The sequence below is a fragment of the Micromonospora rubida genome (genome assembly GCF_009908295.1).
GTDB classification, from domain to species: domain Bacteria; phylum Actinomycetota; class Actinomycetes; order Mycobacteriales; family Micromonosporaceae; genus Micromonospora; species Micromonospora rubida.
The window spans coordinates 959,420-984,270 of the sequence record NZ_JAAALO010000002.1 but is presented as its reverse complement, the minus strand read 5'-3'; the positions used below and the strand labels follow the sequence as shown (position 1 = coordinate 984,270).

Annotated in this window: 26 protein-coding genes; 18 read left to right on the top strand and 8 right to left on the bottom strand. The window is 73.8% G+C overall.

Annotated elements, in window-relative coordinates; genetic code table 11:
• Window positions 1–21 precede the first annotated feature (21 nt).
• The gene (locus tag GVV04_RS09040) at window positions 22–699 is read left to right on the top strand and encodes a hypothetical protein (protein ID WP_161686426.1); all 678 of its coding nucleotides are present in this window, start codon (window positions 22–24) and stop codon (window positions 697–699) included.
• Window positions 700–712: 13 nt separating this feature from the next.
• Here GVV04_RS09040 and GVV04_RS09035 read toward each other — a convergent pair whose 3' ends face one another.
• Entirely contained in the window at window positions 713–1,444 is a 732-nt protein-coding gene (locus tag GVV04_RS09035) for a hypothetical protein (protein ID WP_161686424.1), read from the bottom strand.
• 327 nt (window positions 1,445–1,771) lie between these two features.
• Between GVV04_RS09035 and GVV04_RS09030 the strand changes: the two genes are divergently transcribed.
• The 5 genes from GVV04_RS09030 (at window position 1,772) to GVV04_RS09010 (ending at window position 6,378) form a co-directional block, all read left to right on the top strand.
• Window positions 1,772–2,257 carry a CarD family transcriptional regulator gene (locus tag GVV04_RS09030; RefSeq protein ID WP_161686422.1) on the top strand — a complete coding sequence of 162 codons (486 nt, stop codon included), beginning with the start codon at window positions 1,772–1,774 and terminating at the stop codon, window positions 2,255–2,257.
• 54 nt (window positions 2,258–2,311) lie between these two features.
• Window positions 2,312–3,007, top strand: a complete 696-nt coding sequence (gene ispD / locus GVV04_RS09025; protein ID WP_161686420.1) for a 2-C-methyl-D-erythritol 4-phosphate cytidylyltransferase — start codon at window positions 2,312–2,314, stop codon at window positions 3,005–3,007.
• Window positions 3,008–3,023: 16 nt separating this feature from the next.
• On the top strand, window positions 3,024–3,506 hold the full coding sequence (gene ispF, locus GVV04_RS09020; protein WP_161686418.1) for a 2-C-methyl-D-erythritol 2,4-cyclodiphosphate synthase: 483 nt from the start codon (window positions 3,024–3,026) through the stop codon (window positions 3,504–3,506).
• A 7-nt stretch (window positions 3,507–3,513) separates the two neighbouring features.
• A complete protein-coding gene (locus GVV04_RS09015) occupies window positions 3,514–4,608 on the top strand; it encodes a tetratricopeptide repeat protein (RefSeq protein WP_161686416.1) in 1,095 nt (364 codons plus the stop codon).
• Window positions 4,609–4,818: 210 nt separating this feature from the next.
• A complete protein-coding gene (locus tag GVV04_RS09010) occupies window positions 4,819–6,378 on the top strand; it encodes a chitinase (protein WP_161686414.1) in 1,560 nt (519 codons plus the stop codon).
• 134 nt (window positions 6,379–6,512) lie between these two features.
• Here the strand turns inward: GVV04_RS09010 and GVV04_RS09005 are convergent, their stop codons facing one another.
• Both GVV04_RS09005 and GVV04_RS09000 read right to left on the bottom strand, forming a co-directional pair.
• A complete protein-coding gene (locus tag GVV04_RS09005) occupies window positions 6,513–7,457 on the bottom strand; it encodes a hypothetical protein (RefSeq protein WP_161686412.1) in 945 nt (314 codons plus the stop codon).
• Between the two features lie 104 nt (window positions 7,458–7,561).
• Window positions 7,562–8,728, bottom strand: coding sequence for a homogentisate 1,2-dioxygenase (locus GVV04_RS09000; protein ID WP_161686410.1), 1,167 nt, complete (start codon window positions 8,726–8,728; stop codon window positions 7,562–7,564).
• Window positions 8,729–8,822: 94 nt separating this feature from the next.
• On the opposite strand from GVV04_RS09000, the gene GVV04_RS08995 reads away from it, so the two are divergent.
• The 5 genes from GVV04_RS08995 (at window position 8,823) to GVV04_RS08975 (ending at window position 13,204) form a co-directional block, all read left to right on the top strand.
• On the top strand, window positions 8,823–9,689 hold the full coding sequence (locus tag GVV04_RS08995; protein ID WP_161686408.1) for a hypothetical protein: 867 nt from the start codon (window positions 8,823–8,825) through the stop codon (window positions 9,687–9,689).
• Window positions 9,686–10,882 carry a fumarylacetoacetase gene (gene fahA / locus GVV04_RS08990; RefSeq protein WP_161686406.1) on the top strand — a complete coding sequence of 399 codons (1,197 nt, stop codon included), beginning with the start codon at window positions 9,686–9,688 and terminating at the stop codon, window positions 10,880–10,882. The genes GVV04_RS08995 and fahA overlap by 4 nt, the downstream gene beginning before the upstream one ends.
• Before the next feature lie 200 nt (window positions 10,883–11,082).
• The gene (locus GVV04_RS08985; protein WP_161686404.1) at window positions 11,083–11,292 is read left to right on the top strand and encodes a DUF397 domain-containing protein; all 210 of its coding nucleotides are present in this window, start codon (window positions 11,083–11,085) and stop codon (window positions 11,290–11,292) included.
• Window positions 11,293–11,418: 126 nt separating this feature from the next.
• Window positions 11,419–11,901: an SRPBCC family protein gene (locus tag GVV04_RS08980; protein WP_161686402.1), complete on the top strand. Its 483-nt coding sequence runs from the start codon at window positions 11,419–11,421 to the stop codon at window positions 11,899–11,901.
• A 49-nt stretch (window positions 11,902–11,950) separates the two neighbouring features.
• Complete coding sequence (locus GVV04_RS08975; protein WP_161686400.1) at window positions 11,951–13,204, top strand: outer membrane protein assembly factor BamB family protein; 1,254 nt, start codon at window positions 11,951–11,953, stop codon at window positions 13,202–13,204.
• A gap of 10 nt (window positions 13,205–13,214) precedes the next feature.
• On the opposite strand, the gene hisC is transcribed toward GVV04_RS08975, so the two are convergent.
• From hisC to hppD, 4 genes are read right to left on the bottom strand one after another with little or no spacing between them, the layout of a single operon-like run.
• Entirely contained in the window at window positions 13,215–14,318 is a 1,104-nt protein-coding gene (gene hisC / locus GVV04_RS08970; protein WP_161686398.1) for a histidinol-phosphate transaminase, read from the bottom strand.
• Window positions 14,315–15,316 carry an RDD family protein gene (locus tag GVV04_RS08965; protein WP_161686396.1) on the bottom strand — a complete coding sequence of 334 codons (1,002 nt, stop codon included), beginning with the start codon at window positions 15,314–15,316 and terminating at the stop codon, window positions 14,315–14,317. Before GVV04_RS08965 ends, hisC begins: the two co-directional genes overlap by 4 nt.
• Window positions 15,313–16,104: an RDD family protein gene (locus GVV04_RS34330; protein ID WP_161686394.1), complete on the bottom strand. Its 792-nt coding sequence runs from the start codon at window positions 16,102–16,104 to the stop codon at window positions 15,313–15,315. Before GVV04_RS34330 ends, GVV04_RS08965 begins: the two co-directional genes overlap by 4 nt.
• Before the next feature lie 22 nt (window positions 16,105–16,126).
• Complete coding sequence (hppD, locus tag GVV04_RS08955) at window positions 16,127–17,332, bottom strand: 4-hydroxyphenylpyruvate dioxygenase (RefSeq protein WP_161686392.1); 1,206 nt, start codon at window positions 17,330–17,332, stop codon at window positions 16,127–16,129.
• Between the two features lie 139 nt (window positions 17,333–17,471).
• Between hppD and GVV04_RS08950 the strand changes: the two genes are divergently transcribed.
• The 7 genes from GVV04_RS08950 to GVV04_RS08920 all read left to right on the top strand — a co-directional run bounded on the left by GVV04_RS08950 (window position 17,472) and on the right by GVV04_RS08920 (window position 24,095).
• Window positions 17,472–17,975, top strand: coding sequence for an Lrp/AsnC family transcriptional regulator (locus GVV04_RS08950; RefSeq protein ID WP_161686390.1), 504 nt, complete (start codon window positions 17,472–17,474; stop codon window positions 17,973–17,975).
• A 99-nt stretch (window positions 17,976–18,074) separates the two neighbouring features.
• Entirely contained in the window at window positions 18,075–19,541 is a 1,467-nt protein-coding gene (locus GVV04_RS08945) for an outer membrane protein assembly factor BamB family protein (protein ID WP_407938772.1), read from the top strand.
• A gap of 93 nt (window positions 19,542–19,634) precedes the next feature.
• A complete protein-coding gene (locus GVV04_RS08940; RefSeq protein WP_161686388.1) occupies window positions 19,635–21,302 on the top strand; it encodes a fumarate hydratase in 1,668 nt (555 codons plus the stop codon).
• Between the two features lie 32 nt (window positions 21,303–21,334).
• A complete protein-coding gene (locus GVV04_RS08935) occupies window positions 21,335–21,568 on the top strand; it encodes a GntR family transcriptional regulator (protein WP_235965736.1) in 234 nt (77 codons plus the stop codon).
• Between the two features lie 280 nt (window positions 21,569–21,848).
• Window positions 21,849–23,249 carry a class II fumarate hydratase gene (locus GVV04_RS08930; RefSeq protein WP_161686384.1) on the top strand — a complete coding sequence of 467 codons (1,401 nt, stop codon included), beginning with the start codon at window positions 21,849–21,851 and terminating at the stop codon, window positions 23,247–23,249.
• Window positions 23,250–23,544: 295 nt separating this feature from the next.
• Window positions 23,545–23,697 (top strand): hypothetical protein, encoded by a 153-nt coding sequence (locus GVV04_RS34325; protein ID WP_201753015.1) that lies wholly within the window; start codon window positions 23,545–23,547, stop codon window positions 23,695–23,697.
• The gene (locus tag GVV04_RS08920; protein ID WP_161686382.1) at window positions 23,694–24,095 is read left to right on the top strand and encodes a pyridoxamine 5'-phosphate oxidase family protein; all 402 of its coding nucleotides are present in this window, start codon (window positions 23,694–23,696) and stop codon (window positions 24,093–24,095) included. Before GVV04_RS34325 ends, GVV04_RS08920 begins: the two co-directional genes overlap by 4 nt.
• A gap of 182 nt (window positions 24,096–24,277) precedes the next feature.
• Here the strand turns inward: GVV04_RS08920 and GVV04_RS08915 are convergent, their stop codons facing one another.
• Window positions 24,278–24,823 carry a CGNR zinc finger domain-containing protein gene (locus GVV04_RS08915; RefSeq protein ID WP_161686380.1) on the bottom strand — a complete coding sequence of 182 codons (546 nt, stop codon included), beginning with the start codon at window positions 24,821–24,823 and terminating at the stop codon, window positions 24,278–24,280.
• Window positions 24,824–24,851: the final 28 nt, after the last annotated feature.

Here is a 24,851-nt window from a genome sequence, read left to right as displayed (position 1 = left end):
CGGGTGGCTAGGCTCGACCGCGTGGTGGGCGGCGACGTGGTTGACCGGCTCCGGGGCGGAGGGCTCGCCCTGCTGGGCGTCCTCGTCGTGGCCGCCGGTGCCGGATGGTGGCGGGCCGTGGCCCCGGCGGTCGGTCCGGCCGGCGGCCCCGCCGCGGCGTCCGGGGCCGACGAGCGACGCGGTCCCGGTGACGGGGCCCGGCGCACCGGGTCCGGGGCGACGTCCGGCGACCTGGGCCGGGTGCCCCGGAGCGACAGGGCGCTGACCATCACCGTCGGCCCGACCGGCCGGGTGACCTCCGGCGTCGTCGTCCTCGATCCGGCCACCGGGCGGGTGGTCGAGCGGTACGACGTGGGCACCGGCTCCGGCGAGGACCCCGACGGCGGGCTCGGCGGGTTGATCGGGACGGTCTGGCAGGCCCGGCTGACGCTGCACCCCGGCCAGTCCCCGCAGCGACGGGTCGTCATGGCCGCCACGCGGGCGCACCTGGTCCAGTACCGGTGCGTCGGTCCGGGGCAGCTCCTGCTGGTGACCGTCCGCTCCGGCCACCGTGACAGCCACCGGGCGACCTGCGACGGTTCGCTCGCCACGGCGTGGCTGAGCCGCGGGAACGGCCCGATCCGGATCGAGCTGGCCGCCGCCGCCCGGGGAATCGCCCCGATTGTGGCCGACGCCCGGGTGGCGGCCCTGGCGTTCTGATCGGCCGACGGGGTCAGGCGCCGAGGCTGGCCAGGTCGGCGCGGTAGTCGTCGACGGAGCGCAGCTCCGAGATCAGCCGGACCGGGTTGCCGGTGCGGCCGACCAGCAGCGCGGTGGCGGTGCCGGGGCGGGGCGGCACGCGTAGGAACGCACGCAGCCCGCCGCCCGGATCGGCGAGTGGGCGCACGGTCGCGCCGGCGGGCACCGGACTGGGACGCAGTGCGCGGGTGCCGTAAACGGTGACCACGGTGACCCCCGGCGGCGCGAGCGCGGCGGCCTCGGCCACCCGGTCGGGGCAGGGGCAGGCGTCGACCAGGATGATCACCGCGGGGAGCAGCGCGCGTAACGACACGATCGAGTCGTCGGCGTCGACCAGTTCCAGGGCCGGCAGTACGCGACCGGTCAGGTCGGTGGCCGTCGGGTACGGCACGACGGTGGGGTGGTCGCCTGAGCGGGGCGGGCGGGGCCAGGTGACGGCGAACAGCCCGGCGGCGGTGGTGAGCAACGCCACCAGCAGCATCAGCAGCGGCAGGCCGAGTGGTGGTCGGCCCTCCCTCGGGACGGCCAGGCCGAGCACCTGCCGCCACCGGTTCCGGGCGACCCGCGGGCGCAGCTCGCGCCGGACCTGTGCAGCCTCCTCGGCCAGCGCGGACGCGTCGTCCGGCACTACCACCCGACCCCACTCCGGCGGCAGGCCGGGGAGCCCTTCGGCGGGGCCGTGACCATCTGCGTCGGGCATGCCCATCGGACCCCCTCGAACCGGTTCGGTGTGCGGACAGCGGTTCGCCTCAAGGGTCCCGCACCGGCCCCTCCTCCCGCTACACCTCAGCGGGGCTGGTGCGGCCGGGCTACCATGGAAAGAGCGCATCGCCCATAAATCCACGCTCCGCCACCCCCCACCCGGGGGTCACATGTTGATTACGGAGCGTGTTCAGACCATCGGTTTGGCCGCCTGTCAAGCTGAAGAAAGACCTCTCACAGGGCCCCTGAGCTGCGCCAACGGTCAGGACAGCGGTGGGACATCGGTGCCTGAGCGTGTTACCCTAGACACAGCGAAAGGGGTTTCGAACCTATGGTTTTCAGTGTCGGCGAGACCGTTGTTTACCCCCACCACGGGGCCGCACTCATCGAGGCAATCGAGACTCGGGTCATCAAGGGCGAGCCCAGGGAGTACCTCGTCCTGCGGGTCGCGCAGGGTGACCTGACGGTCCGGGTGCCCGCTGAGAACGCCGAGATCGTGGGCGTGCGTGAGGTGGTCGGCGAAGAGGGCCTCGGCAAGGTCTTCGACGTTCTCCGGGCTCCGCACACCGAGGAGCCGACCAACTGGTCGCGGCGTTACAAGGCGAATCTGGAGAAGCTGGCCTCCGGCAACCCGCTGAAGGTGGCCGAGGTCGTCCGCGACCTGTGGCGTCGGGAGCGGGAGCGGGGCCTGTCCGCGGGCGAGAAGCGCATGCTCGCCAAGGCCCGCGACATTCTCGTCGGCGAGGTCGCGCTGGCCGAGAAGAGCACCAAGGACGAGGCGGAGACGCTGCTCGACAAGGTGCTGACCGAGGGCTAGTCCGCACAGCATCGTCGTACCCACCCCGCAGCGAAGAAACCCGAGGACCGCGACGTGACCGCGCAGCTCAATCCGCGCGGTGACGTCGCGGTCCTCGTGCCTGCGGCCGGTGCCGGCGTACGGCTCGGCCCGGGCGCCCCGAAGGCCCTGCGCCTGCTCTCCGGGGAGCCGCTGCTCGTGCACGCGGTCCGTCGGATCGCCGCCGCCGGGTCCGTGCACACCATCGTGGTGGCTGCCCCCGCCGGGGAGGTCGAGGCGGTCCGCCGGCTCCTCGCGCCGGTCGCCCCGGTGCTGGTCGTCCCCGGCGGGGCGGAACGGCAGGCGTCGGTGGCCGCCGCGCTCGCGGCCGTCCCCGCCGGCCCGGGGATCGTGCTGGTGCACGACGCGGCCCGCGCCCTGACCCCGCCTGAGCTGGTCGAGTCGGTGGCCGGGGCGGTCCGCTCCGGGCACGACGCGGTGATCCCCGTCCTCCCCGTGGTCGACACGATCAAGGAGGTCGGCACCGGCGAGGTGGTCCTCGGCACCGTGGACCGGTCCGCCCTGCGGGCCGTGCAGACGCCGCAGGGGTTCCGCCGGTCGGTGCTGGCCGCCGCCCACGCGGCAGCCGGCGACCCGCTCACCGACGACGCCGGCCTCGTGGAGAAGCAGGGCATTCCGGTGGTGTGCGTCCCCGGCTCCGAGTACGCCCTCAAGATCACCCGCCCGTTCGACCTGGCGCTCGCCGAGCACCTGCTGGCCGCGGGCGCGTGACGCGTACCCTCGGCGCATGATCGTTCCTCGGGTGGCCGTCGGCACCGACGTGCACGCGTTCGAGGCCGGCCGGCCCTGCTGGGTGGCCGGCCTGCACTGGCCCGACCAGGACGGCCTGGCCGGTCACTCCGACGCCGACGTGGCCGCGCACGCGGCCTGCAACGCGCTGCTGTCCGCCGCCGGGCTGGGCGACCTCGGGTCGAACTTCGGGGTGGCCGAGCCGGAGTGGGCGGGCGCGTCGGGGGTGGCGCTGCTGACCGAGAGCGCCCGTCGGGTCCGGGCGGCCGGCTTCCAGATCGGCAACGTCTCGGTGCAGGTGATCGGCAACCGCCCGAAGATCGGGCCGCGCCGGGCCGAGGCCGAGGCGGTGCTGTCCGAGGCGGTCGGTGCCCCCGTCACCGTCTCCGCAGCCACCACCGACGGGCTGGGCTTCACCGGGCGCGGCGAGGGGTTGACCGGGATCGCGGTCGCCCTGGTCCACCAGGCCCCTACCGCCTAGTCCCGCGATGTCCAGCGACGCCACCGCCGAGGGGTACCTCCAGCGCGCCCAGCTCATGGCCGACCTCGGCCGGTACGACGAGGCCGTCGGCGAGGTCGGCTTCGCGCTGGCCCTGGAGCCGGCGAACGCCACCGCGCTGACCACCCTCGGCCGCGTGCACCTCGCCGCCGGGCGGCCCGCCGAGGCGCGCGACGCCGCCGACGCCGCCCTGGCCGTCGCCCCGGACGCGGTCGACCCGCTGGTGGTGCGCGGGCTGGCGCTGGCCGACCTGGGCGAGTACGCCGAGTCGGCGAGCACCGCCGACCGGCTCCTCGCCGTCGGTCCCGCCGACGCGTACGCCCAGCGCAGCGCCGCCGCGATCCTGTCCGGCTCGCGCGGCGGGCAGGCGGCCCTCAACGCGGCCTGGCGGGGCGTGGAGTTGGCCCCGGGGGAGCCACCGGGGCACCTCGTCCTCGCCCTGGTCGCCGGCCGCCTGCGGCTCTACGACCTGGCCGAACGGGCGTACCGGGAGGCGCTGCGGCTCGACCCGGAGCTGGCCGGGGCCGGCGACGAGCCGGGCATCGTCCGGCTGGAGCGGCGCCGGTACGCCGAGGCGCTGGCGGAACTGGCCGAGGCCGCTTCGTTCACCCCAGCGCCGTCCGACGCGAGCCGGGGCGGAGCCGACCCACGTCGGGGCGAGACCGATCCGCGTCAGGACGGAGCCGGCCCGCGTCAGGACGGAGCCGACCCGCGCCGGGGCGTCAGCGATGAGCTGCGCCGCCTGGTGCTGTACGGGGCGGGCTGGTCGCTCGTGGGAACCGTCCTGGTGGCGATCGCGGCGGCCGGCGCGGCCGGCCCGTCCCGCTTCCTCGCGGTGCTGGTGGCGCTGAGCGGGGCGTTGGTGGGCTGGCTGCTCGCGGCGCGGGTGCCGGGGCTGACCCGTACCGTGCTGCCGGGCCTGCTGCGCTCGGATCGGTCGCTGGCCCTCGCCGTGTACGGGGTGGCCGCCGCGCCGGTGCTGCTCGTGCTCTACGCGGTGGTCGGCACGCCCTGGCCGCTGGTGCTGACGATCGTCGTCACCGCCGTGGCCGAGTTGGCCGTGTTCTCCCGTACCGTGCGCTGAGGCCGTGGCCGGCGGGCCGGCCTTGCCGACCGCCTGTCGGAGAGGCCGTGGCCGGCGGGCCGGCGTCCCCCTGTTGCTTGTCGGCGCGGATCCGGCACGACGACCGGACCTCGTTGCGGACCAGCTCTGGACATTTACAGTTAACAAACCTAATAATTAGCCACCCGTCGATACGCTTCCGGCGGGGCGATCCCCTACCGGGAGGACCGGATGCAGCGCAGTCCCCGAACATCGCTCCTGGCCGTCCTGGCGGCCCTCGCCACCGCCGCCGCAGCGACCCTGACCCTCGCGACCCCGGCCCAGGCCGCCGGCCCCACGGCCGCCTTCACCAGGACCTCCGACTGGGGAACCGGGTGGGAGGGCCGCTTCACCATCACCAACGGCGGGCCGGGCACCGTCACCGGATGGCAGGTCGCCTTCACGCTGCCGACCGGCACGACGCTCGGCTCGTACTGGGACGCCACGGTGAGCAGCGCCGGCCAGCGGCACACCTTCACGAACCGGTCCTGGAACGGCACCGTCGCCCCCGGCGCCTCGGTCTCGTTCGGCTTCCTGGCCACCGGGGCGGGATCCCCCACCGACTGCACCCTCAACGGGGCACCGTGCGGCGGCGGCACGCCCACCTCCCCACCGACCACCGCGCCCCCGACCACCGCGCCGCCCACCACCGCGCCCCCGACGACCCCACCACCCACCACGCCGCCGCCGACCACCCCACCGCCGACCACCCCGCCCGTAGGCGGCCTGCCCAAGCACGCGCTGATCGGCTACCTGCACGCCAGCTTCGGCAACGGCGCGGGGTACCTGCGGATGGCCGACGTGCCCGCCGACTGGGACGTCGTCAACCTCGCCTTCGGCGAACCCACCTCGGTCACCTCCGGCGACATCCGCTTCCAACTCTGCCCCGTCACCGAGTGCCCGGGCGTCGAGACCGAGGCGGAGTTCACCGCGGCGATCCGGGCCAAGCAGCAGCAGGGCAAGAAGGTGCTGCTCTCGATCGGCGGCCAGAACGGGCAGGTGCAGCTCACCACCACCGCCGCCCGTGACACCTTCGTCCGGTCGGTCTCCGCGATCATCGACCGGTACGGCCTCAACGGCCTGGACATCGACTTCGAGGGCCACTCCCTCTACCTCAACGCCGGGGACACCGACTTCCGCAACCCCACCACGCCGGTCGTGGTCAACCTGATCTCGGCGATCCGCTCCCTCAAGCAGCGTTACGGGGCGGGCTTCGTGCTCACCATGGCCCCGGAGACGTTCTTCGTGCAGCTCGGATACCAGTTCTACGGGTCGGGCCCGTGGGGCGGACAGGACCCCCGCGCCGGGTCGTACCTGCCGGTGATCCACGCGCTGCGCAACGACCTCACCGTCCTGCACGTGCAGGACTACAACTCCGGCCCCATCGTCGGGCTGGACAACCAGTACCACACCATGGGCGGCGCCGACTTCCACATCGCGATGACCGACATGCTGCTCACCGGGTTCCCGGTGGCCGGGAACGCCAACGCCGTCTTCCCCGCCCTGCGCGAGGACCAGGTCGCCTTCGGCGCACCCTCCTCGACCAGCGCGGGCAACGGGTACCTCGCCCCCGCAGGCGTGCAACAGGCGGTGACCTGCCTGGTCAAGGGCCAGAACTGCGGCGGCTACGCCCCGCGCAGCGGGACCAACCCCGCCTTCCGGGGCCTGATGACCTGGTCGATCAACTGGGACCGGTACTACTCCTGGGAGTTCCGGCTCAGCCACGGCCCGTTCCTCAAGGCGCTGCCCTGACCCGGAGCCCGAAGATGACGTTCTGACCCATCGCCGGCCGCCGCCCCCAGTGGTGGCGGCCGGCAGAGGCGACAGCCGGCCCCTCGCGACCGGTGAGCGCGAGCCGGGCGTGCCTGCCGCCTCGGCTCGGGCCGTCAGGCCGCAGGGCGGCTCTTGGCGGCGAGGGCGGCGAGGCCGTCGACCGACACGCAGGAGGTCAGGCAGCGCTCCTTGGCGTCGCTGGTGAGCTGGGCCGTCCAGGTGGTGAACCCGCCGTCACCGAGGTCGACGGTCTCGCCGCCCTGCCGCGCGGTGATCCGCAGGGCGGCGTCGACGTAGTAGCCCCGTCCGCGGGTGCGGTCGGGCTCCTCCACGAGCGGCACTCCGCCAGCCGCGAGGGCGGGGCGGACCGTGTCGGCGACGCGTTCCCGCACCACGGGGGAGTCGAGGACGGTGAACCGCAGCCGCGGCGCGGCGGACGGGACCAGGCGCGCGAGGACCCGCTGCCAGTAGCCGAGATGCAGCGTCAGCAGCCGGGCCTCCGTGCGGCCCGAGCCGGTGTCGCGGGCGCTGGACACCAGGGCGAAGAGGCGGAAGTGCGCCTGCATCCCCGGGCCGAACCGCTGCGCCCGCTGCACCCGGTGGCCGGCGGCGAGGTGCACCTCGCCCGGCCCGCTCCCGCGAAGCCGCCGGTCGGCGGCCTCGACCGCCAGCGCGTTGGTGGGGTCGCTGACGACCTCGAGCGGGCGGGTCGCCGTGACGATCCGGTTCTGGCTGCCCGGCGTGACCGCCGCACAGGTGCCCAGCGGCACGACGGGGGACAGCTCGACGCGCGCCACCTCCGTGGGCAGCAGGTCCCACAGCAACGTCTGCACGGCGGCCGTCGCGCGCGGGTCGCAGTCGGCCGGGCGTACGAAACGGTCCTCCCGCCAGCGGCGCAGCACCTCAGCCGGCCGCACCCGCGCGGCCCGCGCCCGGGCCAGGGAGAGCAGGAGCGTGGTCAGGTCCGAGGCCGGCAGGGCGTCCAGCCCCTCGCGTACGTCGGCGGGCAGTGCCGCCCACACCCGCCGCTCGGCGTCCGACCTGCCGTCACCGTTCATCCGGCCACGATGGCCGACGCCGGCCGGGCCGGTCCACCGACTTCACCCGACCGCGCCTCGACGGGCCGCCCCCGCCGGGTGGACGAGACCGCAGTCGTCAGGCCCTAGCCGCGGCGGGCCCAGCTCCAGGCGTAGCCCGGGTCCTCGCACTCGGTCGCCGCCTCGCACAGGTCGAGGGGACGGAACGTGTCGACCATGACGGCCAGCTCGTCGAAGAAGTCGGCGCCGATCGACCGCTCGGCGGCACCCGGCTGGGGGCCGTGGGTGAAGCCGGACGGGTGCAGCGAGATCGAGCCCTGCTCGATGCCGGAGCCGCGCCGGGCCTCGTAGTTGCCGCCGGTGTAGAAGAGCATCTCGTCGGAGTCGACGTTGTGGTGGTTGTAGGGGACCGGGATGGCGTCGGGGTGGTAGTCGACCTTGCGCGGCACGAAGGAGCAGATCACGAAGTTCGGGCCCTCGAACGTCTGGTGCACGGGCGGCGGCTGGTGGATCCGGCCGGTGATCGGCTCGAAGTCGTGGATGGAGAACGCCCACGGGTAGAGGTGCCCGTCCCAGCCGACCACGTCGAACGGGTGGTTTGCGTAGACGTACCGGGTCCACCCGGCGTGGTGCCGGACCAGCACTTCGACGTCGGTCCCGTCGACCTGCAACGGCGCGTCCGGCCCCCGGACGTCCCGCTCGCAGAACGGCGAGTGCTCCAGGAACTGGCCCCGCACCGACAGGTAGCGCTTGGGCGGGCCGATGTGCCCGGCGGCCTCGACGGCCAGCAACCGGACGGGCTGGTCGCCGGTCGGCACGAGGCGGTGGATGGTCGAGGTGGGGATGACGACGTAGTCACCGGCCACCGCGTCCAGCACGCCGAACGGCGACTCCACCCGCAGTGTGCCGGCCTCGACGTACAGGCACTCGTCGCCGGTGGCGTTGCGGTAGAGCGGGGACGGCCGGTCGGCGAGCACGTACGCGATCCGGACGTCGTCGTTGGCGAGCAGGTACCGCCGGCCGAGCACCGGGTCGGCCCCGGAACCGTCGAGCTTGTGGGTGCGCAGGTGGCGGGGCTTGAGCGGCAGGTTCGGCGCGCGGGTGACGGCCGGCGGGGCGTACTCCTCGGCGGCGAGGATCGCGGTCGGGGAATACCGGTGGTAGAGCAGGGACGAGTCGGAGGAGAAGCCCTCCTGGCCCACCAGTTCCTCCGCGTAGAGGGTGCCGTCGGGCTGCCGGAACTGGGTGTGCCGCTTCCGGGGCACCTCGCCGACGCTGCGGTAGTACGGCATGTCGCCTCCCGATTCGTCCCGTTCACCGGCCGTCAGCGTCCGATAATCGGACGCTGTTGTCCGTTCCTTGTAGCGTCCCGTAAGTTCTTGTCTCGTGTCAACGCAGGTGCCCCGCCTCTTCGCCGGACTCGTCGACGACGCCGCCGTCTTCCCGCCCGGCAGCGCGACGCTGCCCGACGCGGTCTCCGCCCACCGCCGGCACCGCGACTCCTGGTACGCCGGCATGGTCGGCCCGCTGCTCGTCCCCGCCTCGGCCGTCACCGCCGGCGAGCTGACCCCGCTGGTCGACCCCGCCGAGGGCCTCGTCGTCGGGCTGATCGGCGACACCGGCGTCGAAGGGCTGCCCGCCGCGCTGTCGTACCTGGCCCCGGCCGGCATCACCGCCCGCCAGGTCGAGGTGGCGGTCGCCAAGCGCGGCGAGGACCCGCAGCCCGGCCTGGCCGAGCTGCTGAGGCTGAGCGGGCGATGGGACGGCGTCGACGTCTACGCCGAGATTCCGCTGGCCTTCGGGCTGATGGGGGCGCTGGACACGGTCGCCGCCGCCCGCGCCGACGGGCTGCCGGTCGCGGCCAAGTTCCGCACCGGCGGGCTGGCCGCCGAGCTGTTCCCGACCCCGGTCGAGCTGGCCGCCGTCATCTGCGCCTGCCGGGACCGGGAACTGCCGTTCAAGCTGACCGCCGGGCTGCACCACGGCGTGCGGCACCGGGACCCGGAGACCGGCTTCACCCACCACGGCTTCGGCAACGTGCTCGCCGCGACCCTCGCCGCCGCCGACGGGGCCGAGGTGGCCGAGGTGGCCGCCCTGCTCGCCGCGACCGATCCGGTGCCGCTGGTCGAGCGGGCCCGCGCCGGGCGGGACGGCGACCGGCCACTGTGGGTGGGCTTCGGCTCGTGCAGCATCGAGGAACCACTGACCGATCTGATCCGGCTGGGGCTGGTGAACGGGGGATACCAAGCATGACCTGGGTGACGGAGGCCGAAGGCTCGGCGTACGGGGTGCGCAACCTGCCGTACGGGGTGTTCCGGTGGGGCGGGGACGACCCCCGGGTCGGCGTACGCATCGGGGACTACGTGCTCGACCTGGCCGGCGCCGAGGCGGCCGGGCTGGTGCTGGCCGCCGGCGCGTTCGGCCGTCCCAGCCTCAACGCGTTCCTGGCGCTGGGCCGTCCGCAGTGGACGGCGGTGCGGCAGCGGGTGACCGAGCTGCTCACCGACGAGGCCCACCGGGTGGCGGTGGAGCCGCTGCTCGTCCCGCTCGCCGAGGCCGAGCTGTTGCTGCCGTTCGAGGTGGCCGACTACGTCGACTTCTACTCCTCCGAGTACCACGCCGGGAACGTCGGGCAGATCTTCCGCCCCGGCCAGCCGCCCCTGCTGCCGAACTGGAAGCACCTGCCGGTCGGTTACCACGGCCGGGCCGGCACGGTGGTGGTCTCCGGCACGCCGATCGTCCGCCCCGCCGGGCAGCGGGCCACCCCGCAGGGCCCGGTCTGCGGCCCGTCCGTGCGCCTCGACATCGAGGCCGAGGTCGGCTTCGTCGTCGGCGTGCCGAGCGCGCTCGGCGACCGGGTCGCGGCGGCCGACTTCGCCGACCACGTCTTCGGGGTGGTGCTGGTCAACGACTGGTCCGCCCGGGACATCCAGGCCTGGGAGTACCAGCCGCTCGGCCCGTTCCTCGGCAAGTCCTTCGCCACCTCGGTGTCGGCCTGGGTGACCCCGCTGGACGCACTGGCCGACGCGTTCGTGCCCGCGCCGGACCAGGACCCGCCGGTGGCGGAGTACCTGCGCGATGTGCCGCACGTCGGGCTGGACCTGCGGCTGTCGGTGGAGTGGAACGGCGAGCGGGTCAGCGAGCCGCCCTTCGCCACGATGTACTGGACCCCCGCCCAGCAGCTCGCCCACCTCACCGTCAACGGCGCGTCCCTGCGCACCGGCGACCTGTACGCCTCCGGCACCGTGTCCGGTCCCGAGCGGGGGCAGGTCGGCTCGTTCCTGGAGTTGACCTGGGGCGGTGCCGAGCCGGTCAAGGTCGGCGGCGAGACCCGGACCTTCCTGGAGGACGGCGACACCGTCACCCTCACCGCCACCGCGCCCGGCCCGGACGGCACCACCGTCGCCCTCGGCGAGGTCACCGGGACCGTCCGCCCGGCCCGCTGACCGGGCGGCGATCCGCCCCGCCGCGCCACCGGAACGCGGCTTCGACGCGCCACCGAACCCCGATCGCACCCGCTGTGCGATCGGGGTTCGGTGTATCCGCGTTAGGCGTCGGGGTTGTCCGTCGTGGCGGCCCCCGGCCGGCGGCGCAGCGCAGCGGCGCCGGACGTCGTGGACGTCTCAGCGGACAGAGGGTAACGATCATGATCGATCTAGCGGGCGCCGTTTGGCGCACCAGCAGCCGCTCCAACGACCAGGGACTGTGCGTGGAGGTGGCGGACAACCTGGTCGACACCGTCGGCGTGGTCGCGGTACGCGACTCGAAGAACCCGGCCGGGCCGGCGCTGGCAGTGAGCCCGCCGGGCTGGACCGCCTTCGTCGACGCCATCCGGGTCGGGCGGTTCCGGGCCTGATCACCATTCCCGGGGGGAAGGGCCCGGTCCCGCCTTGCCCCGGGACAGCCCCCAGCGGCGGAATTCCCGCCGCTGGGGCCCCGCCGCACGCTCACTCCCCGTACCGTGGAGGACACGGGAGGTGTCATGTCGACGGTCACGGTCACCCAGTTGATCCAGGCACCCGCCGTCGACCTGTGGCGGCTCCTGGTCGACCTGCCGACCCGCGCGGACTGGCTCCGCACGGTGGAGCGGGTCGAGCTGCTCACCCCGGGCCAGCTCGCCCCGGGCACGGCCTGGCGGGAGACCCGCACCCGGCCGGACGGCGGCGGGCAGGCCGAGGAGCTCGTCGTGCTGGAGGCCGCGCCGCCCCGCCGGCTGGTGCTCACCTCGTCCGGCATCGGCGTGACCTACCGGACCACCTGGACGCTGCATACCGTGCGGCGCCGCCGGCGGGCCTGCACCGCCGTCACCGTGCGCCAGGAGGCGGTGTCCACCTCCCCGTACGGTCGCCTCCTGGCCCTGCTCTTCGGCGGCCTGGCCGCCCGCGCGGTCGAGGGTGCCTTCCGCCGGGACCTCGCCGACCTCGCCCGAGCCGTCGAACCGGCGGCCGCCGCGGAGGCGGCCTGACCGGGGCGACGGCGGCCCTCCTGGGTAGGGTGCCGGGCGGAGGTGCGGCATGGGGTTCGCGAGGGGGCGGCGGCGGGTCGCGATGGTGGTCGCGGCGCTGGTCGGTGCCGGGGCGGTCGCGGTGGTCGTGCACCGGGTGCTCGCGCCCGCCGAGGTCGACACGCCCGCCCGGGCCGGCTACCCGGCGGCGGTGACCCCGGCGATCGGGGTGGTGGGCCGGCTGCCGGTGGCTCCGCTGATCGTGGACGGCCGGCTCCGCGTCTACGCCACCACCCGTCAGGTGTACGCCGACCAGCCGGCCGACGCCCGGTACCGGGTCACCCCGTACTGGTCGTACCGGCGCTGGCCGGCCGAGGTCAGCGGGGTGGTGGCGGAGGGGACCACCGTGGTCAGCCGGTGGTCGGACGGGAAGCTGGTGGCGTTGGACGCGCGTACCGGCCGGGTGGCCTGGGAGGCCGACGGCCCCGCGCCCGCCAAGGGCAGGACTGCCCGCCGCACCGGGGCCGGGGCGGTCTGGGACCCGCCGGGGCTCTTCCTCGCCCGGGCCGCAGACGGCCGGCCGGTGCTGGTGGTCTCCGGGGCGGACGGGGTGCGCGGCATCGCGCTCGCCGACGGCCGGCAGCTCTGGTCGGCGGACGTGGACGGCGGGTGCCGTGCCGACGTGGCCACCACGTCGGCCGGGCAGTTCGTCGCCGTGGACCGCTGCGCCGGGCCGACCACCGTGGAGTTCCGCGACGTGGCCACCGGGGCGCAGACCACCCGTTGGGCGCCCCCCGGGGCGACCGCCGAGCTGGCCGTCACCCCGGTCGGATGCGTGAGCCACCGCTCCCGGTGCCGGGGCCTGCGGACCACCGGCCCGGCTGACGGGGCGGGACGCGGCTGGCTGGTCGGCGCCGGTGCGCCCGTGGCCGCCCCGGCCCTGGACCCGACGGGGTCAGAGCTGGACGGCGAGCGGGTCGTCGCGGCGGCCGACGGGGCGGTGACCGGGCGGGCCGCCCGGACCGGCGAGGAGATGTGGCGCCGGGCCGACCTGGGGCCGACCCGGATCATCGCCGCCCAGCCCGGCCGGGTGCACCTGCTCACCGAGTCGAACGACCTGGTCACCCTGGACCCGAGCACAGGGGCGGAGCGCTCCCGCTTCCCGTTGGACGTGGGCCGGGACGGCATCGGCTGGGCGCCCGGGCTGGCGTACGCGGGTGGCGGCTACGTGGCGATCGAGCGGCTCCGCGAGCCGGTCGACCCGGACGCCGACGACCAGCGCTACTTCCTGACGTCCGAGCCGGTGGTGCTCGCCGCCACCTGAGCGGGCCGCGTCACGACAGGGCGGACTCGGCCGCCGCGAGGAAGGCGTCGTTCTCCGCCGGGGTGCCGATGGTGACCCGGACGCCGTCGCCCGGGAACGGCCGGACGATCACCCCGCGCGCCTCGCAGGCCCGGCCGAACTCCACCGCCCGGTCGCCCAGCGGCAGCCAGACGAAGTTCGCCTGGCTCGACGGCACGTCCGGGACGAACTTGCGCAGCGCCTCGGTGACCCGGTCCCGCTCGGCGACGACCAGCGCGCAGCGTCGCTGCACCTCGTCGGCCTGGGCCAGCGCGGCGAGCGCGCCTGCCTGGGCGGCCGTGCTCGTGGAGAACGGCGTGACCACCTTGCGCACGGCGGCGGCCACCTCGGGGGCGGCGACGAGGAAGCCGATCCGCAGGCCCGCCAGCCCCCACGCCTTCGACAGGGTGCGCAGCACCACCACGTTCGGCCGGTCGAGGTAGGTCAGGCCGTCCGGCACATCGGGGTCGGTGACGAACTCCCGGTACGCCTCGTCGATGACCACCAGCACGTCGTCGCCGACCGAGTCGAGGAACCGGTCCAGCTCCGGCCCGCGCGCCGCCGTGCCGGTCGGGTTGTTCGGGTTGCAGACCAGCACCATCCGGGTCCGGTCGGTCACGGCCGCGGCCATCGCCGTCAGGTCGTGCCCGTGCCCGGCGTCGTTGGGCACCCGCACGCTGGTCGCGCCGCTGGTCGCCGCGATGATCGGGTACGCCTCGAACGAGCGCCACGAGTACAGCAGCTCGTCGCCGGGCATACAGGTGGCCCGGACCAGGTGCTCGGCCAGCGCCACCGATCCGCAGCCGGTGGCGATCCGGTCGGCGTCCACCCCGTACCGCTCGGCGAGCGCCGCGCGGAGCGCCACCACGCCCATGTCCGGGTACCGGTGCGAGCCGGCGACCGCCTCGGCGACCGCCTCCACCACGCCGGGCAGCGGCCCGTACGGCACCTCGTTGCTGGCCAGCTTGATCGCCTCGGTCAGGCCCAGCTCGCGGGCCAGGTCGGCGGGGCTGCGGCCGGGCACGTAGTTCGGCAGCGCGTCGAGGTCGGCGCGGGTCAGCCGCAGCGGCGGCTGGTGGCGTCCGGTGTCGGTCATGGGGTGTCTCCCGGAGGGTTGGCGGGATCTTTCGGGGCGGCGGTGCCGCTGCCGGCACGGGGAACGCGGGGGAGCTGGACCACCACGGTCCGTGCGCGCTTGTCGTGCAGCGCCTGGCGCAGCGGATGGTCGAACAGCGGTGACAGCGCGTCGACGAGCTGGAACAGCAGGCCGAGGCCGCAGCAGTACCAGAGCAGGGTGGGCGGGCCCAGCGTGCTCCACCGGCGCAGCGCCCGGCCGAAGCCGAGCGGCTGGTCGGCCTCGACCGGCACGGCCCGCACGCCCATCACCCGCTTGCCGAGGGTCTGCCCGTTGCCGGCCATCGTCGGCACCTCGTAGGCGAACCAGAGCGCGGTGGCGATCAGCAGGATGGCGATCTGGAGCCCGCCGGCGTGCTCGCCGAGCGGGGGCAGCCCTTCGGTGGACGAGTCGCCGGCCAGAGCCCGGCGGAACGCCTCCCGGAAGTACGGGGTGACATCCTCGACGTACCGGTAGACGAACCAGCCGTTGACGACCGCGTTGAGCAGGAACACGACGCCGAAGTCGATCAGCCGGGCCATCAGCCGGGCGCCGAAGGAGGCCAGCGGCAGCCCGTGCGGGCGGGGTGCGGGCGGGCGTCCGGGCCAGTTCGGGTACGGCCAGCCGGGCGGCGGCCCCTGCGGGTGCCCGTACCCGGGTGGCGGGCCGTGCCCGTGCCCCGGGCCCTGCCATGGGCCGCCGCCCGGTCCCTGCTGCTGGCCGGGTCCGGGCCAGCCGGGGAACGGGCCGGGCCCGGACGGCCCCGGGACGCCGGGCGACCCGGGCTGCTGCCCCGGGGGCGCTGCCTGCTGGCCGGGCGGCGGGGCGGGGCTGACCGGGGGCGGGGTCTCGACCGGGGGTGGGCCCTCCGGCGGGGTGGCGTCGACCGGGATCGGCGCACCGATCCAGCCCTCACCGTCCCAGTACCGCCTGGTCTCGCGGTCGGCGGGGTCGACGTACCAGCCTGGTTGCACGCTCACGGAGCAACCTTAACGACGACCGTCCGGGCGAACTTGTCGTGGAGGCACTGCTGCCAGGGCTTGTCCCAGAGCTGCCAGAGCCCGTCGACGTAGCTGAGCCCGGGCACCAGTGAGCACCCGACGAACTGCACCAGGTACCGCTTGCCGAGCAAGCCACGGTCCAGCGTCCCGGTCGGGTCGAGCGGGACGACCCGGATCTTCATCACCTTTTTGCCCAGCGTCTCCCCGGTCCGGCGCAGGTACTCGACGTGGTAGAGCCAGTAGAGCCCGAACATCAGGACGAACAGCCCCAGCTCGGCCAGGAGCAACGGCAGCATGAAGTCGGTTATGACGATGCTCGGGTCGGGCTCGACGAGCGTGCCGTCCGGGTTGGTCCGGGTGAGATCGTTGAACATCTTGAACCAGATGAACAAGAAGACCGGCAGGAAGAGCACCATGGCGACCATGCTGGTGAGAACGGTGTCGATCAGGAAGGCCAGCAGGCGGTCGCCGAAGCTGGCCAGCGGCTGCCCGCCGGGGCTGACCGGCACCGGCGCGAACCCGGGACGCGGCGGCGGGGCCCAGCCGGGCGGCGGGGCGTACCCAGGCGGCGGGACGTACCCGGGCGGGCCGGCCCAGCCGGGCGGCGGCGGCGGACCGCCGGAACCTCCCGGCGGGGCGTAGCCGGCGGGGCCGGGCTGCGCCGGGACGGCGTACCCCTGCGGGGCCGGGGCGGGGGGCGGCGTGACGCCACCGGCGGGCGGCTGCCCACCGGCCGGCGGCGTCGGGTACGTCGGAGGCTGGGTCACGCTGGACAGTGTCGCAGGTGGGCTACAGGTTGCCCCGCTTCTCCTGCTCCCGCTCGATGGCCTCGAACAGGGCCTTGAAGTTGCCCTTGCCGAAGCCCAGCGAGCCGTGCCGCTCGATCAGCTCGAAGAAGACCGTCGGGCGGTCCTGCACCGGCTTGGTGAAGATCTGGAGCAGGTAGCCGTCCTCGTCCCGGTCGACCAGGATCTTGCGGGCCTTCAGCTCCTCGATCGGCACCCGCACGTTGCCGATCCGGGCGCGCAGCTCCGGGTCCTCGTAGTACGAGTCCGGGGTGTCCAGGAACTCGACGCCGGCCGTGCGCATCGCGTCGACGCTGGCCAGGATGTCGTTGGTGGCCACGGCGATGTGCTGGGCGCCGGGCCCCTGGTAGAACTCCAGGTACTCGTCGATCTGCGACTTCTTGCGGGCGACGGCCGGCTCGTTGAGCGGGAACTTCACCTTCCGGGTGCCGTTCGCCACGACCTTGCTCATCAGGGCCGAGTAGTCGGTGGCGATGTCGTCGCCGATGAACTCCGCCATGTTGGAGAAGCCCATCACCCGCTTGTAGAACTCCACCCACTCGTCCATCCGGCCCAGCTCCACGTTGCCGACCACGTGGTCGACGGCCTGGAAGAAGCGCTTCGGCTGGAGGCCGGCGTCGATCATCGGCTGCCGGTCCACGATCGGCCCCCGGGCCACGAATCCGGGCAGGAACGGGCCGGTGTACCGGGACCGGTCGACCAGGGTGTGCCGGGTGTCGCCGTACGCGGCGATGGCCGCCATCCGCACGGTGCCGTGCTCGTCGGAGACGTCGTGCGGCTCGATCAGGCCGGTCGCGCCCTGCGCGGTGGCGTGCGCGTACGCGGCGTCGACGTCCGGGACCTCAAGCGCGATGTCGCTGACGCCGTCGCTGTGCTTCGTCACGTGGTCCGCGCCGGCCGCGTCCGGGCGCACCGCGCCGGTCAGCACGAACCGGGCCGAGCCGCTGGTCAGCACGTACTCGGCGTGGTCCCGGTAGCCCTGCTCCGGCCCCCGGTACGCCACACAGGTCATGCCGAACGCGGTCGAGTAGTAGTGCGCGGCCTGCTTGGCGTTGCCGACCAGGAAGTGCACGTGGTCGAGCCCCCGGACCGGGAACGGGTCGCGGCTGATGTCGTGGTCGACTGCGCCGACCAGCACGTCGACGTCGAAGTCCTCGGTCGACTGGGGTCGGTCGATCGCCTGGGTCATGGTGACCTCCCTTGCGTACCGGCCGGCCTCGCAGGCCGCCGTCGGTGGGTTGTGTGGCGAGGATCGCCGGATTGCGGGTGGTTGGGCAACAGTTGGCCGAATCCCTGGTCAGGTTGCGCATTCGGTATGGTCTGCACCCGTGACCGCCGTACAGGATGTCCAGCTCGACGAGCTGGACGCGAGACTCATTGGGCTACTCGCCGAGGAACCCCGGATCGGGGTGCTGGAGTGCTCCCGGCGGCTCGGGGTGGCCCGGGGCACCGTCCAGGCCCGGCTCGACAAGCTCATCGACCGGGGCGTGATCGGCGGCTTCGGGCCGGACGTCTCCCCGGCCGCGATCGGCTTCGGGGTGACCAGCTTCGTCACCCTGGAGATCAGCCAGCGGCTCGGGCACGACGCGGTCACCGCGCACCTCGCGGCCATCCCCGAGGTGCTGGAGGCACACACCATCACCGGCTCCAGCGACCTGCTCTGCCGGATCGTCGCCCGGTCCAACGCCGACCTTCAGCGGGTGATCGACCAGATCGTCTCGTACGAGGGCATCCGCCGGGCGTCGACGATCATCGCGCTCGCCCAGCAGATCCCGTACCGGGTGCTCCCCCTCGTCCGCTCCGCGGCACGGGAGGCGAGGGCACCCGCTTGACGTCTAGGGGCCCCTTTAACACGTCCGTCGCGCAGAAAGCACCGCGACACGGGCGCGCGGGCACTCGGCCCAGCGGTGATCGTCGCTACCGTGTCCGGTGTGGCGAAGGTGGGCGGCCTCAGGTTGCGTGGCTGGCTGCTGCTCGCCCTCGTCACGGTGGTCGTCCTCGCCGCCGCCGGAGTGTGGAACCCGTGGCCCGGGGTGTGGGACTGGGTCGACCGTAGCGAGCCGATCTCCGAGCCCGACGTGGTCTGGCAGCAGCGGATCGGCGGCACCCCGAAGAGCGTCACGATCGCCGGCGGCGCCGTCGTCGTCGAGCAGCGGACCCGGGTCGAGGCGCGCAGCCTCGCCACCGGCGTCCAGCTCTGGGAGCGCAAGGCCGACTGGTCCGCCGTGGCCGGCGGCGACCGCGACGCGGTCGTCGCCGTGGGCAAGCTCCTGGTCAAGGGGTACGAGCTGCTCGACCCGACAACCGGGGCGACCCGCCGACGCGACGGCGACGCGGTGGCCGTGTGGACGTACCGGAACCTGCTGCTCGACGCCCGGTGCACCGAGCCGACCGACTGCACGCTGAGCGCCTGGGACCCGCGCGGCACCGCGCCCCTGTGGACGGCGTTCCTGCCCGGCGTCAGCACCGGCCTCTTCGCCGACAACCCGAACCTGCTCGGCACCCGCCGGCTGAGCACCACCCGGGTCGACGACGGGGTGGCCGGCCCGGAGGCGGTGCCCCCGCTGCTCGGCTTCCCGGTCGACGGCCGGGTGCACGTCGTGGACACCGCCACCGGGCGGGTGCTCCAGGACGTCGAGCCCGGCCGGGACGAGCGGCTCGCGGTGGTCGGCGGCCGGATGCTGCGGATCCGGGCGGTCTCGCAGGACGGGGCGTGCGCGTTCACCCTCACCGCCCACGACCCGACCACCGGCCGGGAGGTGTGGCGGCGCACCGGGATCAACCTGCGCACCGCCGACAGCGCCGGCTGCGCCCAGCGGGAGGACCCGCAGGGCGCGCGGAACGTGCTGATCGGCGTCGCCCCGAACGGCCGGGAGGCCGTCATCGACGGGTACGACGGCCGGCTGCTCCAGGTCAACGGCGAGGGGGAGAAGCTGATCGCGGTCGACGACCGGTACGCGCTGGTCCGCACGGCCGACAAGCGGTCGATCGTCGCCCGGGAGCTGGGCGCGGACCGGACCCGGTGGACCCGGGCGGCCGGCGGCAGGAGCGGCGGGACGCTCACCCCGTACGCGGCGGTGCTCGCCGAGGAGAAGCCGAACCGGCTGATCGCGCTGGACCCGCGTACCGGCAAGGAACTGGTGGTGCTGCGGACCTCGGCGAACGCCCTGGCCGTCGGCCCGGCCGGCATGATCATCGGCGAGGGTCGGGAGATCGGGTACGTCCGCTTCGGGGCGGGTGGGGCGACGCCCGTCCGGCCGTCCGGCGACGGTGGCGTCCCCGGCCCGGGTGACCCCGGCGGGGGCACTGACGGAGGCTCCGACGGGGGGCCCGGCGACGGCGGCGATTGCGGGCCGAAGCGGGAACTCTGCCCCGAACGGGACGACAAGGACGGCTGAGCGCGACGGCTGAGCGCGGAGGGTGAGAGCGGCGTCCCAGGACCGACCCGTCGGGTGTCATCGATCGACCGGTCTGCCCTAGGCTTTCCGCTCATGAGCAGTGCCGCGTTCTCCTACGCTCCCTTGCTGCCGACCGGGCCCGACCAGACCGAGTACCGACTGGTCACCGACGAGGGCGTCGACGTCGTCCACGGTCCGGGCGGGCGTCGGTTCCTGACCGTTGAGCCGGCCGCGCTGACCGCGCTGACCGCCGAGGCGATGCACGACATCGCCCACTACCTCCGCCCCGCGCACCTGGCCCAGCTCCGGTCGATCATCGACGACCCGGCGGCCTCGCCGAACGACCGGTTCGTCGCGCTGGACCTGCTGCGCAACGCGAACATCGCGGCCGGCGGGGTGCTGCCGATGTGCCAGGACACCGGCACGGCCATCGTGATGGGCAAGCGCGGCCGGCACGTGCTGACCGACGGCGGCGACGCCGAGGCGATCTCCCGGGGCGTGTACCAGGCGTACACGAAGCTGAACCTGCGCTACTCGCAGCTCGCCCCGCTGACCATGTGGGACGAGCGGAACACCGGCAGCAACCTGCCCGCGCAGGTGGAGATCTACGCCGAGGACCCGGACGGTCACCCGGACGCGTACAAGTTCCTGTTCATGGCCAAGGGCGGCGGCTCGGCCAACAAGTCGTACCTCTACCAGGAGACCAAGGCGCTGTTGAATCCGACGCGGATGATGCAGTTCCTGGAGGAGAAGCTGCGGCTGATCGGCACCTCGGCCTGCCCGCCGTACCACCTGGCCGTCGTCATCGGCGGCACCAGCGCCGAGTACGCCCTCAAGACCGCCAAGTACGCCTCGGCGAAGTACCTCGACGCGCTGCCCACCTCCGGCTCGATGACCGCGCACGGCTTCCGGGACCTGGAGCTGGAGGCCGAGGTGCTGGAGCTGACCCGCAACTTCGGCATCGGCGCGCAGTTCGGCGGCCGGTACTTCTGCCACGACGTGCGGGTGGTGCGGCTGCCCCGGCACGGCGCGTCCTGCCCGGTGGCGATCGCCGTGTCCTGCTCGGCGGACCGGCAGGCGGTTGCCAAGATCACCCCGTCGGGCGTGTGGCTGGAGCGCCTGGAGACCGACCCGGCGCGATACCTGCCCGACGTCACCGACGAGACGCTCGACGCGTCCGAGGTGGTCCGGGTCGACCTGAACCGGCCGATGGCCGACATCCGCGCCGAGCTGTCCAAGTACCCGGTGAAGACCCGGCTGTCGTTGACCGGCCCGCTGGTCGTCGCCCGGGACATCGCGCACGCGAAGATCGCCGAGCGGCTGGACGCGGGCGAGGCGATGCCGCAGTACCTGCGCGACCATGCGGTCTACTACGCGGGCCCGGCCAAGACCCCCGAGGGGTACGCCTCCGGCTCGTTCGGCCCGACCACGGCCGGCCGGATGGACGCGTACGTGGAGAAGTTCCAGGCCGCCGGCGGCTCCCAGGTGATGCTGGCCAAGGGCAACCGGTCCGCCCAGGTGACCCGCTCCTGCCAGCAGCACGGCGGCTTCTACCTCGGCTCGATCGGCGGCCCGGCGGCCCGGCTCGCCCAGGACTGCATCCGCCACGTCGAGGTGCTCGAATACGCCGAGCTGGGCATGGAGGCGGTCTGGAAGATCGAGGTGGAGAACTTCCCGGCCTTCATCGTCGTCGACGACAAGGGCAACGACTTCTTCGCCGAGGTCACCAAGCCGGTGCTCACCGTCGGCCACCGGCGCTGACTGATGAAGCCATGACTGCGAGGATCGACCCGATGTCGCCGGTGCCGCGATACCGGCAACTCGCCGCGATTCTTCGGAAGGCGATCGAGGTCGGTGAGTGCCCGCCGGGGAGTCGGCTCCCGTCCGAGAAGACGCTGACCCAGACTTACGGGGTGGCGCGCGAGACCGCCTCGAAGGCAATGGACGCACTGGCAGCCGATGCGCTGGCCGTCATGGTGCCCGGTGTGGGCTGGCACGTCCCACCCGAGGTGACAGGGGAGTCCTGACGCTTGCGAGTCAAGGCTCCGAACGAGCGCGGCTGATCCGGCCGCGCAAGTGCGCCTCGATTGTTTCCTTCTCGGCCTCCCGGGCATCGTCGTCAACGAGGCAGCGCGGTATCCACTTCTGCAAGGAGCGGGACGAGCGGCGGCGACAGATCCTTGGTGTCTTCCGAGGCCTTCCCGTGGAGATCGTCGCAATTACTACCGGCGGCCCGGCCGCAGTAGCGACCCCGCTATCTCCTGAGCCTCGCTGCGAGTGGCTGCCGGGCGCGGCAGGATGGAGGGCGTGACGACTCCAGAGGCAGCGGGCTACCGGATCGAACGCGACTCGATGGGCGAGGTGGAGGTGCCCGCCGAGGCGCTGTGGCGGGCGCAGACCCAGCGCGCGGTGCAGAACTTCCCGATCTCCGGGCGGGGGATCGAGCCGGCCCAGATCAAGGCCCTGGCCCAGATCAAGGGCGCGGCTGCCGAGGTCAACGGCGAGCTGGGCGTGATCGACGCGGACGTGGCCGCCGCGATCGCCGCCGCCGCCGCGCACGTGGCCGCCGGCGGGTACGACGACCAGTTCCCGATCGACGTGTTCCAGACCGGCTCGGGCACCTCGTCCAACATGAACACCAACGAGGTGATCGCCACCCTGGCCGGCCGGGAGTTGGGCCGGGACGTGCACCCGAACGACGACGTGAACGCGTCCCAGTCCAGCAACGACGTCTTCCCGTCCTCGATCCACCTGGCCGCCACCCAGTTCGTCGTGGAGGACCTGGTGCCGGCGCTGACCCACCTCGCCGAGGCGCTGGAGGCCAAGTCGGCCGAGTTCGAGACCGTGGTGAAGGCCGGCCGCACCCACCTGATGGACGCCACGCCGGTCACCCTGGGCCAGGAGTTCGGCGGGTACGCCGCCCAGGTCCGCTACGGCGTCGAACGGCTGGAGGGGGCGCTGCCCCGGCTGGCCGAGCTGCCGCTCGGCGGCACCGCCGTGGGCACCGGGATCAACACCCCGCTCGGCTTCGCGGCGGCGGTGATCGCCAAGCTGCGCGAGTCCACCGGCCTGCCGCTCACCGAGGCCCGCAACCACTTCGAGGCGCAGGGCGCCCGGGACGCGCTGGTGGAGACGTCCGGGCAGCTCCGCACCATCGCGATCGGCCTCTACAAGATCGCCAACGACATCCGGTGGATGGGCTCGGGCCCCCGGGCCGGCCTGCGCGAGCTGCGCATCCCGGACCTCCAGCCCGGCTCGTCGATCATGCCGGGAAAGGTGAATCCGGTCGTCGCGGAGGCCGTCCGGCAGGTCTGCGCCCAGGTGGTCGGCAACGACGCCACGGTCGGCTTCGCCGGCTCCCAGGGCGACTTCGAGCTGAACGTCATGCTGCCGGTGATGGCCCGCAACCTGCTGGAGTCGATCCGGTTGATCGCCGCGTCGAGCCGCCTGCTCGCCGACCGCTGCGTGGCCGGCCTGGTCGCGAACGCCGACGTCTGTCTGGCGTACGCCGAGGGCTCGCCGTCGATCGTCACCCCCCTGAACCGCCACCTCGGGTACGACGAGGCCGCCTCGATCGCCAAGGAGGCGCTGGCCAAGGAGATGTCCATCCGGGACGTGGTGATCGCCCGGGGTCACGTGGCCGACGGCAAGCTCACCGCGGACCAGCTCGACGAGGCCCTCGACCTGCTCCGGATGACCCACCCCTGACCGGGTGAGCCGAGGTGCGGGGCGGGGTCGGCGGGGTGCGACCCGCTGGTCGCGAGGGCCGGGCATGGATCGGTGAGCCCACGTGGTCGTCCACCCTCTACAGTCGGTGCTCGGGTGGAACGGACGGGACGTCCCGGTCGAGCAACTGCTCCGCGCGGTGGTCGGGGGAGACGTCTGATGAGGGCGTCGCTGCCTTCGGAAGGGTCTCCGACGGCCGCGGGAGCCGTTCCGGGCTGGGCCTCCCGCAGGTGGCGGAGCATCGGAGGAGATCATCATCAGTGTGGGGCGGTCGCGGGTGACCGATGAACAGACGACGGCGGCGGCCTCACTGGTCGCGGGGCTGCGCCGGGCGCGGATGCGTCGGGGCTGGAGCACGGAACCGGCGGGGTCGGTGCTGACCGTCGCCCCGGCCTCGTGGCTGGCCTTCGTAGTGGCGTTGCCCCGGTGACCGGACAGGCGGTGCTCGATCCGGAGATCCTGGAGAGGCTCGACCGGGAACGGATCGTCTGGCTGTGCACGGTGCGGCCGGACGGTTCGCCGCACGTCACGCCGGTCTGGTTCCTCTACCGGGACTGCGAGTGGTGGATCTGCACGCAGGAGCGGAACCGGAAGACCCGTAACATCGTTGCCGATCCCCGGGTGTCGCTGGCGCTGCCGGACGGCGTGTACCCGGTGGTGGCGGAGGGCACGGTCACCATCGTGCGTTCGTCCTTCCCGGAGTGGGCCGTCGACGGGTTCCGCCGCAAGTACGACTGGGACGTCACCGCCCCGGCCGGGCCCGCCGGGGACAACGTCCTGCTCCGCGTCGCCGTCTCCCGTTGGCTGATGACGGACACTTCCTCCTGACCACGTCTCCCCCGCCCGCCGGCTGCGTCGGTCGGCGGGGGGAGGGCTGACCGAGTGGCCCCGGGCCCTGGTCCGGTATGAGGTAACCGCCCTCGGCCTGCGCCGGATCCGGGGGCGTGTCGGGAGGCCGCCGGGGGTGGGGACGCCCCGGTCGTCGAGGGCGGGTAGCGGCGCGATGTGGGTCAGGGGCGGGCGGCGGCCCTGCGGGCCCGGTAGGCGGTGACCGCGGCGCGGTTTCCGCAGCCCGCGTCGCAGTACCGCCGGGAACGGTTCTTCGACAGGTCGACCAGCACGTTGTCGCACTCCGGGTGGTCGCACACGCGCAGCCGCCTCAGCTCGCCGCTGCGTACCAGGTCGGCCAGGGCCATCGCGGCCTCGACCGCCATCCGGGTGGCCAGCGGCGCGTCCCCGGGCACGGTGTGCAGGTGGTACGGCTCGTCGTCGTGCCGGACGAGCTGCGGCAGCGCCCCGGCCTCCCGCAGCAGCCCGTTGACGATGGCGACGATCCCGTCGGTGTCGGTGTGCCAGATCCGGCGCAGCCGGGGGCGCAGGTCCCGGACGGACCGCAGCTCCGCCTCGGTGTGCTCGTGCCGACCGGTCCAGCCGTGCGCGGCGAAGAACGCGTCCAGGGCCGCCACGTCGGGTAGTGCCTCGCCCTGGTCGCCGGCGGTGTTGACCAGGGCGGCGGTGACGATCAGCCCGCACTCGGTGTCATGGGCGAAAAGCAACTTGACTCCTGTCGGGCGACCCGCCTAG